Origin of the sequence: Trichloromonas sp., from assembly GCF_041583255.1 — a bacterium.
GTDB lineage: Bacteria > Desulfobacterota > Desulfuromonadia > Desulfuromonadales > Trichloromonadaceae > Trichloromonas.
In genome coordinates, this window is sequence record NZ_JBFHGD010000063.1 from 1 (window position 1) to 15128 (window position 15128).

14 protein-coding genes are annotated in these 15128 nt (G+C 60.7%); 9 read left to right on the plus strand and 5 right to left on the minus strand.

What is annotated here, in order from left to right; genetic code table 11:
* Together ABYV89_RS06990 and ABYV89_RS06995 are read right to left on the minus strand one after the other, a co-directional pair.
* On the minus strand, positions 1-879 hold an 879-nt coding region (locus ABYV89_RS06990), incomplete at its 3' end, for a DedA family protein (protein ID WP_432822228.1).
* 67 nt (positions 880-946) lie between these two features.
* Positions 947-1495 (minus strand): HDIG domain-containing metalloprotein, encoded by a 549-nt coding sequence (locus ABYV89_RS06995; RefSeq protein ID WP_432822229.1) that lies wholly within the window; start codon positions 1493-1495, stop codon positions 947-949.
* Positions 1496-1638: 143 nt separating this feature from the next.
* On the opposite strand from ABYV89_RS06995, the gene ABYV89_RS07000 reads away from it, so the two are divergent.
* From ABYV89_RS07000 to ABYV89_RS07010, 3 genes are read left to right on the plus strand one after another with little or no spacing between them, the layout of a single operon-like run.
* Positions 1639-2346, plus strand: coding sequence for a TetR/AcrR family transcriptional regulator (locus ABYV89_RS07000; RefSeq protein WP_432822230.1), 708 nt, complete (start codon positions 1639-1641; stop codon positions 2344-2346).
* Positions 2339-3394, plus strand: coding sequence for an efflux RND transporter periplasmic adaptor subunit (locus ABYV89_RS07005; protein WP_432822231.1), 1056 nt, complete (start codon positions 2339-2341; stop codon positions 3392-3394). Before ABYV89_RS07000 ends, ABYV89_RS07005 begins: the two co-directional genes overlap by 8 nt.
* A gap of 1 nt (position 3395) precedes the next feature.
* The gene (locus ABYV89_RS07010; RefSeq protein WP_432822232.1) at positions 3396-6482 is read left to right on the plus strand and encodes an efflux RND transporter permease subunit; all 3087 of its coding nucleotides are present in this window, start codon (positions 3396-3398) and stop codon (positions 6480-6482) included.
* Positions 6483-6557: 75 nt separating this feature from the next.
* Here the strand turns inward: ABYV89_RS07010 and ABYV89_RS07015 are convergent, their stop codons facing one another.
* From ABYV89_RS07015 to ABYV89_RS07025, 3 genes are all read right to left on the minus strand, one after another.
* Complete coding sequence (locus ABYV89_RS07015; protein ID WP_432822233.1) at positions 6558-6809, minus strand: hypothetical protein; 252 nt, start codon at positions 6807-6809, stop codon at positions 6558-6560.
* 92 nt (positions 6810-6901) lie between these two features.
* Complete coding sequence (locus tag ABYV89_RS07020; RefSeq protein ID WP_432822234.1) at positions 6902-8089, minus strand: MFS transporter; 1188 nt, start codon at positions 8087-8089, stop codon at positions 6902-6904.
* Positions 8090-8098: 9 nt separating this feature from the next.
* Positions 8099-8329 (minus strand): ferredoxin, encoded by a 231-nt coding sequence (locus ABYV89_RS07025; protein WP_432822235.1) that lies wholly within the window; start codon positions 8327-8329, stop codon positions 8099-8101.
* 190 nt (positions 8330-8519) lie between these two features.
* On the opposite strand from ABYV89_RS07025, the gene ABYV89_RS07030 reads away from it, so the two are divergent.
* The 6 genes from ABYV89_RS07030 to ABYV89_RS07055 form a co-directional block, all read left to right on the plus strand.
* The gene (locus tag ABYV89_RS07030) at positions 8520-9992 is read left to right on the plus strand and encodes an ATP-binding protein (RefSeq protein ID WP_432822236.1); all 1473 of its coding nucleotides are present in this window, start codon (positions 8520-8522) and stop codon (positions 9990-9992) included.
* The gene (locus tag ABYV89_RS07035; RefSeq protein ID WP_432822237.1) at positions 9989-11344 is read left to right on the plus strand and encodes a sigma-54-dependent transcriptional regulator; all 1356 of its coding nucleotides are present in this window, start codon (positions 9989-9991) and stop codon (positions 11342-11344) included. Before ABYV89_RS07030 ends, ABYV89_RS07035 begins: the two co-directional genes overlap by 4 nt.
* 361 nt (positions 11345-11705) lie before the next feature.
* Entirely contained in the window at positions 11706-12125 is a 420-nt protein-coding gene (locus ABYV89_RS07040) for a type IV pilus modification PilV family protein (protein WP_432822241.1), read from the plus strand.
* A 10-nt stretch (positions 12126-12135) separates the two neighbouring features.
* Positions 12136-12915, plus strand: a complete 780-nt coding sequence (locus tag ABYV89_RS07045) for a PilW family protein (protein ID WP_432822238.1) — start codon at positions 12136-12138, stop codon at positions 12913-12915.
* Between the two features lie 10 nt (positions 12916-12925).
* Entirely contained in the window at positions 12926-13480 is a 555-nt protein-coding gene (locus ABYV89_RS07050) for a pilus assembly PilX family protein (protein ID WP_432822239.1), read from the plus strand.
* Positions 13481-13482: 2 nt separating this feature from the next.
* A partial coding sequence (locus ABYV89_RS07055; protein ID WP_432822240.1) for a hypothetical protein occupies positions 13483-15128 on the plus strand: 1646 nt, incomplete at its 3' end.

Consider the following 15128-nt stretch of genomic DNA (forward strand, 5'->3'; position numbering starts at 1 on the left):
CGGATGGTGCATCCGGGCTAGTCCCTGGTAGATCTGCTGGTCGAGGCGGGTCAGCGGCCCGATGGCCCAGGTGAAGAGGGCGGCAAAGAGGATCACGCCGCTAAAGCCGGCGGTCAGGTAGAGGCCGGTGCCGTGGTGCAGGCTGAAGCGATCCGCCACGAAATCCCAGGTGTTGGGAAAGGTGCTGGCGAGCCGGCGCATGAGACGGGTCTGCAGCAGGGCACCCCATCCCTCGGCGGTTCTGCTCCAGGCACGGATCGCAAGCTTCGATAGTCGCGGTGCCAGCCGTTTCCAGAACAGGTGGTTGAGAACCAGCAGGGCGACCAAGGCAGCAAGGAGATAACTGAAGCGGCCGATCCAGATTTCCACCAGGTTCCAGCTGGCGCCGAAGAAGTAGCCGAGGCCGGGGTAGGCGAGGCCCCAGAGGATGCCGCTGACCACCGCGTAGCAGGCGAAGATGCCGGGGCGCATGCGGGCGTGGCCGGCGACAAAAGGGATGAAGGGACGAAGAAAGCCGATGAACCGCCCGAGAAAAACGCTTTTGCCGCCATGCTCGACAAAGAAGATTTCCGATTTTGCAATCAGGGCATGGTAACGGCGGAAGGCTGGTTTGCGCAGCAGGGAAGCGCCCATGCGGGCGCCGAGCCAGTAGCTGAGCAGGTCGCCCAGAATGGCACCGAGAGTCGAGGCGACAAACAGGGCGCCATAGCTGCCTTTGCCGTTGGCGGCCAGAAAGCCGGCGAAAACGATCAGGGTGCTGCCGGGAACGATCAGGCCGGCCAGGGCCAGCGACTCGAAGAACGAAATGAGAAAAATAAGGACGTAGTACCCCGCTCCGGTCGGAAGCCAGTGAAAAATGTCCTGAATCCAGGTTTCCATGCGGGACGCTCCATGAGTCCGTTCATCCGCCACTACTGAAGTGGGACAACCTATCTAAGTATAACGCTCATCCGCCGAAGCGGGCATGCCAGGCGTCGAAAACCGCCGGCTTGTCGGGTCCGAAGCGGGCCAGGGTTTCGCGCACCTGCTCCGATGTCCGTTCCTGGTCATTTTCCTTCGGGTTTTTCGAAAAGAACAGGTCGGCGTAGGTGATGATCTGCTCTTCGACGCTCACGGGCAGCATGTCGCGGATGGGCAAAGGAAGGTTGTTGGTGGAAATCTCTGCGGCAGTAAGGCCCACGCCGATGTGTCGTTCGCAAACCAGGCCGTGGCGGGGGAAGCCTTGCTGTTCAAGCAGTTCGCGTCCCTTGTAGCCGTGGGCCAGGTAGGGCAGTTCGCCGTGGCAGCCGAGGTCGGGGGCATTGGTGAAGAGGATGCCGATGTCGTGGAGCAGGGCCGCCTCGCGGACGAACTCGACATCGACCGGCTGCCGTCGGCTCAATGAACGGGCGGCGGCCAGCGCCTTGGCAGCGACCCGCCCGCTGTGGCGCAGCAGGATGCGGTGGGCCAGGCTTCCGGGAGGATAGTAGCGTTCGATCAGGGCAATTGGGTTCATGGGTTTCTCCTCCTTGCAGATATGCCATTGCCTGCTGGACAGTGTCAAGGTGCAAAAAGTCGACCGCAGTCGACTTTTGGTTGACCGAGCAGGCGGCCAGCGATAGAATCCGACCGCAGTCGACTTTTAAACGGAGTAGCGATATGGGCGGCATCCGAGAAACCAGGAAACGGGAAACCCGGCAGGCTATTATTGAGGCGGCGGTTTCCCTGTTTAGTGAAAAAGGTTTTGAAAAAACCAGCATCGAGGCCATCGCCAGAATGGCAGGCATCGGCAAGGGCACCATTTACGGCTACTTTCGGGCCAAGGAGGAGATCTTTCTGGCCTTCTGCGAAGACGAGATCGACTACGCCTTTGGCATGCTGGCCGAGAAAAACGACCCCCAGGCCCCCCTGCTCGAACAGCTGGTCATCCTGTTCATGAGCCAGTTTCGTTTCGTAACCAGAAACCGCGAATTCGGTCGGCTGCTGGCGCGGGAAATCGCCTTTCCCCGTGAAGTCAACCGGGAGAAATCGCGGGACATGGACGCCCGCTACCTGCAGGGGCTCGGCATGCTCCTGAGCGGAGCGCGACAGCGGGGCGAGTTGAAGCCGAGTGTCGACAACCTGCTGGCGACGGGGCATTTGTACGCGATCTACCTGCTGATGCTGTCGTGCTGGTATTCCGGTTACCTGGTCGAAGAGCAGGAGGTCGAAGCTTCGCTGCGGGCCCTGCTTCACCAGGCCTTGAGCGGCCTGGGCGAACGGGTGTCCGGCGACGGCGGAGATCCCGGCGTCATTGAGAAAATCAGCCGGCGGATTATCGCGCAAAGTTCGACTGAATCGGGGAAGAGAGATGAGACGCATGAATAAATACGTTCTTGGCGTATGGCTGACGCTGCTGGTCGGCGGCTGCAACAGCCCCGATGGCACCTTGCCGCCCGCCACGGCAACGGAGACGAAGGCGGCAAAAGTGACCAGCGTTGCCGTGCAGGTTATCGAGCCGCAAGAGCTGCAGGAGCAGTTGACATTGCCGGGATCGCTGGAGGCCTGGGAGGATCTGGTCCTCTCCGCTGAAATCGACGGCCCGGTACGTTGGATCGGCCCTCAGGAAGGAGACCGCCTGAAGCAGGGGGAGGTGATCCTGAAGATCGATCCGGATACCCGCCAGGCCAGCCTCGATCGTGCCCGAGCCGAGTGCGATTTGCGTCGGAACACTCGCGACCGCTTCAAGACGCTGCTCGACGAAAAACTGGTCAGCCCCCAGGAGTATGAAGACGCCAGTTGCGCTTATGAAGTCGCCGCCGCCGAACTGCGCCAGGCCCAGGTTGCCATTGAGCAAAGCTCCCTGAACAGCCCGGTGGCCGGTGTGCTGGACCGGCTGCTGGTCGATCGCGGAGAACATGTTTCTGCCGGCACCCCGGTGGCTTCGGTGGTTCAGGTCGACCGTCTCAAGGTGGTGCTTGATGTGCCTGAAAAGGATGTCGCCTATCTTCATGCCGGAGAACGGGTTCAGGTGGTCCAGGCCACGATCAACGGCCCCCAGGAGGCAGGCGTTGCAGGGGAGCTGATTCACCTGGCCTACAAGGCCGATCCGGTGACCCGGACCTACCAGGCCAAGATCGCCGTAGACAATGCCGAGGGACGCTTGCGCCCCGGGATGATCGTCAGGGTCGAGGCGGTGCGCCGCGACCTGCCGGGGGCGATCGCCGTGCCCTTGTATGCCCTGGTCGAGCAGGGGGGGCGCAAAGTCGCTTACGTGGCCGAAAATGGCGTCGCCCGCCTGCGGGAGGTGACGACCGGAGCGGTCATCGGCGATCAGGTGTTGATCGAAGCGGGGCTGGCGGCCGGTGAGCGCCTGCTGGTCAAGGGGCAGCACCTGGTGACCGACGGCGGCGCAATCGCCGTCGCAGGGGACTGACATGCTGATTTCCAATGTCGCCATCCATCAGCGCAGCACCGTCTTCGCGCTGATGTTTATCGCCATCGTCGTCGGTGTCTACAGTTACCTGACCCTGCCGCGGGAATCGAACCCCGATATTACCGTTCCCTATGTGCTGGTGGTGACCACCTACGAAGGAGTGGCTTCCTCCGACATCGAATCGCTGGTGACCCTGCCGATCGAGCGCAAGCTCAAGGGGGTGAAAAACGTCAAGGAGATCCGCTCGGTGAGCGCCGAAGGCTCATCGATGATCACCGTCGAATTCAACCCCGATGTCGATATCGACGACGCCCTGCAGTGGGTGCGCGACAAGGTCGATCAGGCCAAGGGCGACCTGCCCAACGACCTGGAAAACGACCCCTCGATCCTCGAGGTCAACCTCGCCGAATTTCCGATCCTGATGGTGGCCATATCCGGGGAGGTCGGCGAGACGGTGCTCAAGGGGGTGGCCGAAGAGCTGGAAGAGCGCATCGAAGAGATCCCCGGGGTGCTCGACGTGGTCCTCACCGGCGGCCGCGAGCGGCAGGTGAGGGTGGAGTTCGACCCCGACCGGCTGGCGGCCTACCGCCTTTCCTTTGCCGAGATCCTGGCGGCGATCAAGCGCGAGAACGTCAATATCCCCGGCGGCAGCATCGACATCGGCGAGGGCAAGTACCTGCTGCGAATCCCCGGCGAATTCACCGACCCCAACCAGATCGACAACCTGGTGATGGTCACCCGCGAGGGCCGGCCGATCTACTACAAGGACGTGGCAACGGTCAGCTTCACTTTCGAGGACCGCACCAGCTTCGCCCGGCTCAACGGCGCCGAGAGCATCACCCTGGCGGTCAAAAAGCGCACCGGCGAAAATATCATCGCCGTGGCCGACCAGGTCTTTGCCCTGCTCGAAGTGGCCCGTGACATGGTTCCCGAGGGGGTCGCGCTGTCGGTGACCCTGAACCAGTCGAAGGACATCCGCCGCATGGTCTCGGAGCTGGAAAACAACATCCTGACCGGGTTGATCCTGGTGGTGGCGGTGCTCTTTCTCTTTCTCGGCCTGCGCAACTCCCTGATGGTCGCTTTGGCCATTCCGTTTTCGATGCTGCTCTCCTTCATCGTCATCCAGGCCCTGGGGATGACCCTCAACATGGTCGTGCTGTTCAGCCTGATCCTCGCCCTCGGGATGCTGGTCGACAACGCCATCGTCATCGTCGAGAACATCTATCGCCACATGCAGGAAGGCAAAGGGCGCGTCGCCGCTGCCAGGGAAGCCGCCAGCGAAGTCGGCTGGCCGGTGATCAGCTCGACCCTGACCACTCTCTGCGCCTTCTTTCCCATGACCTTCTGGCCGGGGATCATGGGCGAGTTCATGAAGTTTCTGCCGATCACCCTGATCATTACCCTGACCTCGTCGCTGTTCGTCGCCCTGGCGATCAACCCGGTGGTCTGCGCCAGCTTCATGCGCATTCGCCCGGTCGAACTCAACCCCGCCGAAGACCGCACCCTGGTCCTGCGCCTTTATCGCCGGCTGCTGGAAAAGGCCCTCGATTACCGCTGGTCGGTGCTGGCCGCCTCCTTTGCCCTGCTGGTGTTGATCACCGCCTGCTACGGCCTGCTCGGGCACGGGGTCGAGCTGTTCCCCGACACCGACCCGAACCGGGCGTATGTAGAAATCAAGGCGCCCGAAGGGACCAGCCTCGACACCTCTGACCTGATGGCGCAAAAGGTCGAGGAGATCCTCCGGCCGGAGAAGGACATCCGTTTCGTCATCGGCGAGGTGGGGGTGGCCCCGAGCGGCGAATCCGGGGCTGAAAGCGGCAGCCAGTCGCATATGAGCAAGGTGTCCCTCGAATTCGTCGACCGTGCCGAGCGCCGCGAAAGTACCAACCATGTGCTCGAGCGCATTCGCAGCGCGCTGGACGATTTTGTCGGCGCCGAAATCAAGGTTGAAAAAGAGGAGCATGGGCCGCCGACCGGGGCCCCGGTCAGCATCGAAATCAGCGGTGACCGGGTGGAGACCCTCGATGTGCTGGTCTCCCGTGCCCGGGAACTGATCGAGGATGTGCCGGGACTGGTCGATCTCAAGGATGATTTTTCCCGGGCCAAGCCGGAGATCAGGGTGCAGGTCGACCGGGAAAAGTCGAGCCTGCTGGGGTTGTCGACTTCGGACATCTCCAACATGGTCAAGGCGGCGATCAGCGGCAGCAAGCTGGGAACCTACCGCTACGGGCAGGACGAATACGACATCGTCGTGCGCCTGCCCGAAGCCCGCCGCAAGACCCTGGCCGATATCGAAAACCTGCTGATTCCCACCCCCGGCGGCGACCCGGTGCCGCTGTCGACGGTCGCTTCCATCGGCCTCTCGGCCGGCTTCGGCTCGATCCGCCATCTCGACCAGAAGCGGGTAGTGACCCTGTCGGCCAACACCCAGGGGCGCAACAGCAACGAAGTGCTCGGAGACGTCGAGGCGCGCCTGGCCGGGCTCGACCTGCCGGCCGGCTACAAGGTCGCCTTCGCCGGTGAGCAGGAAGAGCAGCAGAGGGCCTCGGACTTTCTCGGCAAGGCCTTTGTCTCGGCCATTTTTCTCATTTCGCTGGTGCTGATCACCCAGTTCAATTCGGTCGTGCAGACCTTGATCGTGATGACCTCGGTCATCCTGTCGCTGACCGGGGTCTTTCTCGGCCTGATGCTGACGGCCACCCCCTTCGGCATCATCATGACCGGTATCGGGGTGATTTCCCTGGCCGGGGTGGTGGTCAACAACGCCATCGTGCTGATCGACTATATCAATCAGTTGCTGGCCCGCGGATTGGATCTGCGCGAGGCGCTGGTGCGCGCCGGAACGGTTCGCTTCCGTCCGGTCATGCTGACCGCCATGACCACCGTGCTCGGCCTGCTGCCGATGGCCGTGGGGGTGAGCTTCGATTTCAAAACCTTTGCCTGGGAGATCGGCGGCGAGTCGGCCCAGTGGTGGGGGCCGATGGCGGTGGCGGTGATCTTCGGGCTGGCCTTTGCGACCCTCCTGACCCTGGTGGTGGTGCCGGTGCTCTATTCACTGGCCCAGTCCCTACGGTCGCAGAAGCCGTAGTCGCTCCTGTATTTAAACGCAAAGTGGCCGTCCTGGAATGCAGGCGGCCACTTTGCGTTGGACCCTCGCTTGTTGTCAGCGCAGGCGTATGCCGAACAAGGTTCGGGTCGGACCGCTTTCGATGAAGGTGATCTGCCCTTCGTGCGGGCGAAGCGGCCTGGTTTCATGCTTGGCGTGACTGGAAAAGGCCAGTACCTGGCTGTCTACCCGCATGGCTTTGACCTGAATGGAATCGGTGTCTTCACGGTGGTCGTACGATTCCATGATTTCGACCCATTTGCCGATACCAAGGTGGCTGGTCGCTTCGCGGGGTATTTCGTATCGCATAACCCTGTCTCCTTCTGCAAGAACCTGCACGGATACTGTATACGATATTTATACCCAGATAAACTGTGCGGGGCAACGCCTTAAATAGATATTCACTCATTTTTTGCAGGAGGCAGGGTGTGCAGGAAGCGCCAGGCCAGCAGCGGGAGGCAAAGAAAAAATACGCTCGCTAGCAGCAGAAAGGTGCGGTGTAGGCCCAAAGTGTCGGCTGACCAGCCGACCAGGGGGCCGCTGCAGACGAACAGCAGGCGGAAGACCAGGGACTTGAGCGACAGGATGCTGGCCCGGTTGCTCCGTTTCGAGGCGGCCTGCAGATGCTGGCGCATGCGGGGGCCCTGCAGGCCGCGCATGGCGGTCAGCAGAAAATAGAAAACAAAACCCCACCAGGCCGAGACCAGGCCGAGGCCGGCGTAACCCGCAGTCACCAGGACCAGGAACAACATGACCATGCCGCGCTCGCCGAGATGAAAAAAAGCCCGCTGGCTGAGCAGCGAAAAGAGCGCCACGGTCAGGTTGGCAACGGCCCAGATCGGGCCGAACCAGGCCAGGGGGACGCCGTCCTGCTGCATGGTCGGTTGAATCAGCCAGACCGGGAAGAACGAGGCGAGCCCGAGCAGGGTGGTCAGCAGGATGGTGTAGCGCAGGTGCGGGCTCTCCACCAGGGCATGGCGGCCGATGGCCCAGGCCTCGACCAGGTGCGACTGGGGGGCGGGCGACGGCTCGGCCGGAACCTCGACCAGCGAGCGGCTGACGATCAGCGCCAGCAGCCAGACCCCGATCTGGACGAAAAAGGGGAGCAGCGGCGCCGTCGCGTACATGAGGCCGGCGAAGACGGCGCCGGCCGCTTCGCCGATCTGGGCATAGCCGCTCATGCGCCCGTCGTAGCGCGCGTAGTCTTCCTCCTGCCCGCTCTGGCGCAGGGACTCGTAGAGCAGGGCGCTGTCCGAGCCGCTGATAAAGGCAAAGGAGAAGCCGAGCAGAATTTCGGCGAGCAGCACTTCGCCGAAGGTGCCGGCGACGGTGTACAGCGCCCAGCCGGCGATGCCGATGAGTGAGGCCAGGCTGAGGGAGAAACGGTAGCCGAGGCGGTCGCTGAGATACCCCGAGGGGTATTCCATGAGCAGGGTGGCCAGTGAAAAGAGCCCCTGCAGCAGCAGGATTTCCGTCAGCGACAGCCCGATCTGGTCTTTCCAGAAGAGGGTGATGACCGCCATCGGAAAGAGGGTCATCTTGAGAAAGGAAAAGGCGTAGAGCTTGCGGATGTTGCCGGACAGGTTCAAGGGACCGGCTTATTCCTGCCAGTAGATGCAGGCGGCCGGGCAGTTGTCCATGGCTTCCTCGATTTTGCTCTCCGGGGCGCCGGTCGGGTTGTAGACCATCGACTTGTGCTCGCCGTGGGCATGGTCGTGGCCATGATCATGACCCGACTCGCCTTCCATGCGAAAGACTTCGGGGCAGATCTGGGTACAGACTTCGCAGCTGATGCATTGTTCCTGGTCGACAACGGGAATGCGGGGCATGGGTTCCTCCTTGGGGGTTCGGCCGCATACTAGCAGGCAACAGGCTCTTTGTCAGCCCGGAAATGCCGGGCCGTGCGGATATTCGCGGTTGTCGCGCCGCCGCTCAGGCCAGTGCCGTTGTGTTATGCCGCGCAAAAGCGTAAAGTGACAAGGATATTATCTGCTTGAACTGTTATTGGCGGAGGTTTTCGTGTCCAGGATCGTAGGATTACGTACTGAAATACTTGTTAACCTGACAATACTGGTCGGTGCGGCCCTGCTCTTTGCCGGTTTGCTGCTTCTTAAACTCACCGAAAAGGAACTGGTCACCCAACGCGTCGCCAATGCGGTCGCCATGGCCGAAGTTCTGGCCCGGTCCCTGGCCGCGGATGCCGGGTCCCCCGAAGCCATGGCCGACCGGGCCCATGCATTACTGCGGTCGCTGCCGGCGCAGATCGAGTCCTGGATTCTCTATGATCACGGGCTTCAGCCACTGGCGTCTTTTCGCCTGGAAAGCCTCAATCTGCCGGGCGATCCCGAGCGGTTCCGGTTTGTCGACGAGCCCGTAGTGGTCATCGACTATGCCTCCGGTTGGCTGCCCTTTCAGCAGGAGCCGCCGCCGGGCTTTGTTTCGGTCACTCTGGCGCTGCAGCAGCAGCGGGAATTCGCCGGAATCTTCCAGGCCCGGTTTTCCCTAGGCGACATCCGCCAGCGCATTCAATCCGCCCGGCAGCTGGTTCTGCTCTACGTGGCGATGTACGGCATGATCCTGGTCGTCTTCGGGCTCTACCTGCTCGGCCGCAACGTGGTCGGGCCGATCCGGCGGCTGCAGGCACTGACCCAGAAGGTGGCGGCTGGAAACCTGAACGCGTCGCTGGATGTCTCCGGCCCCCGCGAGATCGCCGACCTGGCGAACTCCTTCAACCGCATGATTTCGTCCCTGCGCCAGAGCCGGGAAGAGACCCGAACCCACATCGCTTCCCTGCAGCAGGTCAACGACGAACTGATCCGGTCGGAGAAAATGGCCTCGGTCGGTCATCTCGCTGCGGGGATGGCCCACGAAATCGGCAATCCGCTCGGTGCGGTGGTCGGTTACCTCGAGTTGCTGAAATCCGACCTGACCGATGCGGGCCAGCGCGACCTGGCGGACCGCTCCCTGGTCGAAACCGGGCGGATCGACCGGCTGGTCCGCGAACTGCTCGACTTTGCCGCGCCGTCCCCCTGCGGCGGGGAGGTTTTCGATCCCGTGGCCGTCGCCGCCGAATCCCTGCACTTGCTGCAGAACCAGGGGGCCCTCGAACAGCGGACGCTGGAGTGGCGGCTGCCGGATGCGCTGCCCCGGGTCGAGATGGTTCGGCACCGGCTGCAGCAGGTGCTGGTCAACCTGCTGATCAATGCCCGCGACGCCACCGCCAATGGCGACCTGATCTGCCTGGCGGCAGGAGTCGACCACGGAACCCCCTGGCTGTCGGTGCGAGATGCCGGCAGCGGGATGGCTCCGGAGGTGCTGGCCCACGTCTTCGATCCCTTTTACACCACCAAGGCTCCCGGGCACGGCCGCGGCCTCGGTCTGGCCATCTGCCAGCGCATCATCGAAGAGGCCGGCGGGCGCATCGAGGTCAGCTCCAGTCCCGGCCGGGGGAGCGAGTTTAAAATCTGGTTGAAACCGGTGGAGACGCCATGAAAAAAACGCTGAATCAAATCCTGGTGGTAGACGACGAAGCGCCGATGCGGCACATGCTGCGCCTGGTCCTCGAAAAGCAGGGGTATCGGGTGGTCGAAGCCGGCAGCGGCGGCGAGGCGCTCGAGCTGCTGGAGCGGGAAAGGTGCATCCTCGCCCTGTGCGACATTCGCATGCCGGAGATGGACGGGCTGACGTTTCTGGCCGAGCTGAAAAGGCGGGAGAGGGCTCTGACCGTCATCATGATGAGCGCCTACGGCTCGATCGACACCGCCATCGAATGCATGAAGCAAGGGGCCTACGATTATATTTCCAAGCCCTTCAAGCCGGACGAGGTGGTGCTGGCGGTTAAGAAAGCCGAAGAGCGTCTCGGCCTGCAGATGGAGAACGAGAGTCTCAAGCGGCAGCTGGCCTCAGGCGGCAGCGGACGCCAGCTAGTCTTTGCCAGTGACGCCATGGCCAGGGTGATGTCCATGGTGCGCAAGGTCGCCGGCGTCGCCTCGCCGGTACTGATCACCGGCGAAACCGGAACCGGCAAAGAGCTGGTCGCCCGTGCCCTGCATGCCGAGGGGGGGCGCCGAGGCGGACCCTTCGTGGCGGTCAACTGCAGTGCCATCGCCGCCGGGCTGCTCGAGAGCGAACTCTTCGGTCACGTGCGGGGCGCATTCACCGGCGCCGACCGGGAGCGGCAGGGCCTGTTCGGCGCCGCCGATGGCGGCACCCTGTTTCTGGACGAAATCGGCGAGATGCCGCTCGACCTGCAGCCCAAGCTGCTGCGCGCTCTGCAGGAAGGCGAAGTGCTGCGGGTCGGCGAAACCCGTCCCCACAAGGTCGATGTACGGATCCTGGCGGCCACCGGGCGGGATCTCAAGGACGAAATCGCCGCCGGCCGCTTTCGCGAAGACCTCTATTTTCGGCTGGCGGTGGTCGATATTCACATCCCGCCGCTGCGCGAAAGAAACGACGATATCGCGCTGCTGGCCGGGCATTTCCTCGAGGCCGCGGCAAGGCGCGAGGGGCGTCCGGCGCCGCTGCTGAAGCCGGATGCCGTCGCCGCCCTGCAGGGCTACGGCTGGCCGGGCAACGTGCGGGAGCTGGAGAACCTGATGGAGAAGACGCTGATCTTCTGCCGGGGGGACGCAATCGACCAGGTCGCGCTCCCCTGGGAAGTCCGGCGCCGCGAGCGGGAAGGGGATCAGGATTTTTCGCTCAAGCAGGCGGTGGGGCGGCTCGAGCGGGAATATATCCACAAGGCTCTGGCTGCAACCGGCGGCAACCGGACGCAGGCCGCGCGTTTGCTGGAGCTCAGTTTGCGCTCATTGCAGTACAAGTTAAAGGATTACGGGTTGGAGTAATTCATTTGATCTGGTTATGCACTTTACTCATTCGTTTGAGTAAAGTGCATAACCAGATTTGAAAAATATCACCGCTTTTGTTGAAATCCCCGTTGTCAGGACGGGGATTTTTATTTACTGCGCTGCAACGACGGTCAAATAATACTGATAAGCCAAGTGTGTGCGGCCACGCAAAAAATGCGCACCCTTTGTGTGCAGAATTTGCGCGCTTTAAAGCGTCTTTCGGTTATTGAGGTTGCGAGGTCGCTTCGATGCTGGAGGTTGAGATATGCTTTTTAAGGCACGCAAATTGCTTATTACACGATGAAGTCGAAAAAGGTCGTTTAGTCAAACCGTTTCGGAGGATATTTCAGTGACTTCCATGATCCAATGCGAAAAAGGGTTCACTCTTCTCGAAATGCTGGTTGCCGTCATGATTTTGTCGGTCGGACTCCTTGGTCTGGCGCAGTTGCAGGTAGCGGCCATTCAGACCAATTCGCAGTCAAACTCTCTCGTGGTTGCTTCCGCGCTGGCGCAGAGCGTGCTCGAAGACATCAACCGGATCTCCGGTGATGACCCGATGTTCAGTGGCGCCGATCAACTTGGAGTCGTTTGGGCGGCGCAGACGGATGTTCCCGGGGGAGGCTCTTACAAGATCACCTATAACCGGGACCGGGACTACAACGGATTACTCAATGTTACCAAGATTGATATCAGGGTCGAGAGCCTTAGCAACATCAAGACGGCCCTTGGCTCGCAAAAGCGGGTGGTGACGCTGACCACTCTCAAGCGCTATTTTTAAGGGGGCATGGATGAAATTCAGACGCCTGTTCAGCAATAAAAACGGCATGACCCTGGTTGAGATTCTTGTTACCTCGGCCATTATGGGTGTCGTTGCCCTGGCGGTCAGCAATCTTTACATCTCAACCCAGCGATCGACAACGACCAATCTGGAAGTGTCGGATGTCCAGGCCAATTTAAGAGTTGCCATGCAGGCCATTACCAGGGATATCCGTATGGCCGGGTTCATGTTGAACGTTGATCCCATTACCGCGTATAACGCATCGACCCTGACCATTCAGACCGCCTCTTTTGGCGACCGTTACGCCCGGGTGAGCAATTCGTTTGTTGCCGGCGCTTCCGCTAAAACCTTCAATGTGGCAACAGCCACCATGGCAGCACAGTTTTCAGACCAGGACAAGGTGCGGGTCATTCGGCCCTCGTTGCTTGCCGAGCCCGATCCGGGCCTTTTCGAGGTGACCAATGTGGGGAGCAGCAGCGTGGAGGTCTCCGGTTTGACCGACGGCGTGCAGTTTCAGGCTGGCGACCTCCTGATCGGAAGTCGCGCCGGGTTGCCGCTGGTCCAGCAGGTCGTTTACTCCAGGGTTGGCGATACTCTGATCAGAAATATGAATGGCAACAGTCAGATCCTGGCGCGCAATGTGGGGGGGCTGGTTTTCGATTATATTCTGAACGAAGACGGCCAGGTGAAAACCGTGGATGTCACCCTGACCGGGGTGACGAACGATCTGCCCAACGCGACCGATAAAACGCGCACCCTGATCAGTCGGGTGACGGTCCGCAATCTTTAGGAGTTTTGCCATGAAAACGCCGAAACAACCGTTTCAACCGCGAGACGCCTTGAACAACGAACGGGGGGTGGCCCTGATCCTGGCATTGGGCATGATCGTCGTGATCAGCCTTCTGGGGGTGGTGGTCATGACTGTCTCTACGCGCGAAATTTCTGTCTCCGGCACGTACCGGACATCGTACGCCTCGTTCTACGCTGCCGATCGGGCGGTGGAATATGCCCTGAATCGCAACCTGATTATCGGCATGACCGATAGTGAAAGTCTTGTTGATGATGAGATCGATATCAGCGGAACCCCAACGAAACACAAGATTCTCATCGACATGGGGCAGACCATTGCCGGTGGCGGCGGTGTTCTGACCGCCGGATCGATCACCGACGCTGGCCCGGGGGATCTTCCCATACATCTCGCGGGTAAATTCGGCTCAAATTTTGGCGCCAACTTTTACGACGTTTCGGTGACCGCTGAAGGTCCGAACAATACCCAGACGCGCATTGAATCCCGGATTGTGCGACTGTTCAAGCTGGATGACGACTCGGTATTCATTATCACGGGGGGAGGATGATCATGAAGAAGTTGCTGCTGATCGGTTTGCTGATGGTTTTCATGGGGTTTTTGTCTGCCCCCCTTTTCGCGGCGCCCGATACGTTCGTTGGGGATACCGCCATCTACACGGGGGCGAGCACCCAGAACATTCCTAACGTGCTGTTTATCGTCGATAACAGCAAGGATATGGATAAATCCGGCGGGGTCGAGCCCTACAATAAAGACACGACCTACCCCGGAGCCTACATTAAAAACGCGATCTACAAAAAACTCAATCAGGGGAACTACCAGGCGTATGTCGCCCAGAATGCCGATGGCAGCATCAAGGGGACCTGTGCCGCCGTGTTGGAGGACTTGAGGGACTCCGGGTTTTCCAGTAAAAACCTGGCCAGGACCTCTGGCGCTTGCGGCGGGAGGAACGACGACGGTCCATTCTACCTGGGCAACCTGATCAACAAATTAGAAGCGGTTCCGCCTGCGACGAACACGTGGGCCGCAACAACGAGCTACGCGGTGGGGGCTGTCGTCAAGTCGAAAAATACGAGCAACGCCAATACCTATCGCTGTATTGTCGCCGGTAGCTCGGGTGCGGCCGAGCCTTCCTGGCCGACTACGGCCGGAGGGCCGGCGATAATTGACGGCAGCGCGCAGTGGGAAATCAACGCGAGTCTGTTCACCGTTATCAAGGCGGTATTGAAAAACGTGGTCGAGCCGGTTCGCGGCATGGCCAGGTTCGGCCTGATGACCTTCGGCACCAACAACCACGGGGGCTTTGTCAAAGCCGAGATCAAAGACTTGGGCGATGATACTGTGGATGGCTTTGGCAACTCGGTGATCGATCCGGATTTCACCGCATTCAAGAGCGCGGTGGATGCCATGACCATGTTGTCGACCAACACGGGCCAACCGGTCAACGAAACCCTCTGGGATGCCCGGCTCTACTACCAGGGTAGGAACGACAGCAATACCAAATTTTCTTCCAACACCTTTGCGGCACCGTCGCCTCTTCAATTTTCCTGCCAGACCAACATTGTGATTCTTCTGACCACCGGCAGCAGCACCCCGAGCCCACAGGCAGCGAGTGCTATAGGTGACAAGGATAATGACGGGGCGGCAGGCACCATTGAGGATGCGGCCAAGCTCCTTTACGACGTGGACTTTCTGGTCGACTCGGTCAGCAACGATAAATCCATCGGCCTCCAGAATATCTCCACCAGCATCATCCAGCTGATGACCTCTCGAGTTCCCGAGCTAGAGACGGCCGCCACGGTTCACGGCCAGGGAAACTACTACGTTGTCAACAACACCAGCGCACTTGAAGAGGCGCTGATAGATGAGTTGGTAAACCGGGTCAAGGAGTCGAATACCTCCTTTGTGGCTCCGGTGGTTCCCGCGAGCACCACCAACCGAACCATTAGCAGTAACCGTATTTACCTGGGCCTGTTTCAGCCGCAGGTGCAGAAACCCTGGCTGGGCAACCTGAAGAAATACGGGGTCGGAAACAATAACCAGCTGGTCGATAAATTCGGCAACAACGCTACCGATGACGACGGAACCTTTTACAGCAACAAGCAATCCTACTGGGGAACCAATTCGGCGGGCAAGATCGTCAAGTTTGGCGGGTTGCTGGATCCTTCGTATGGCGAAGGGGACGGCGGGCAGGTAGC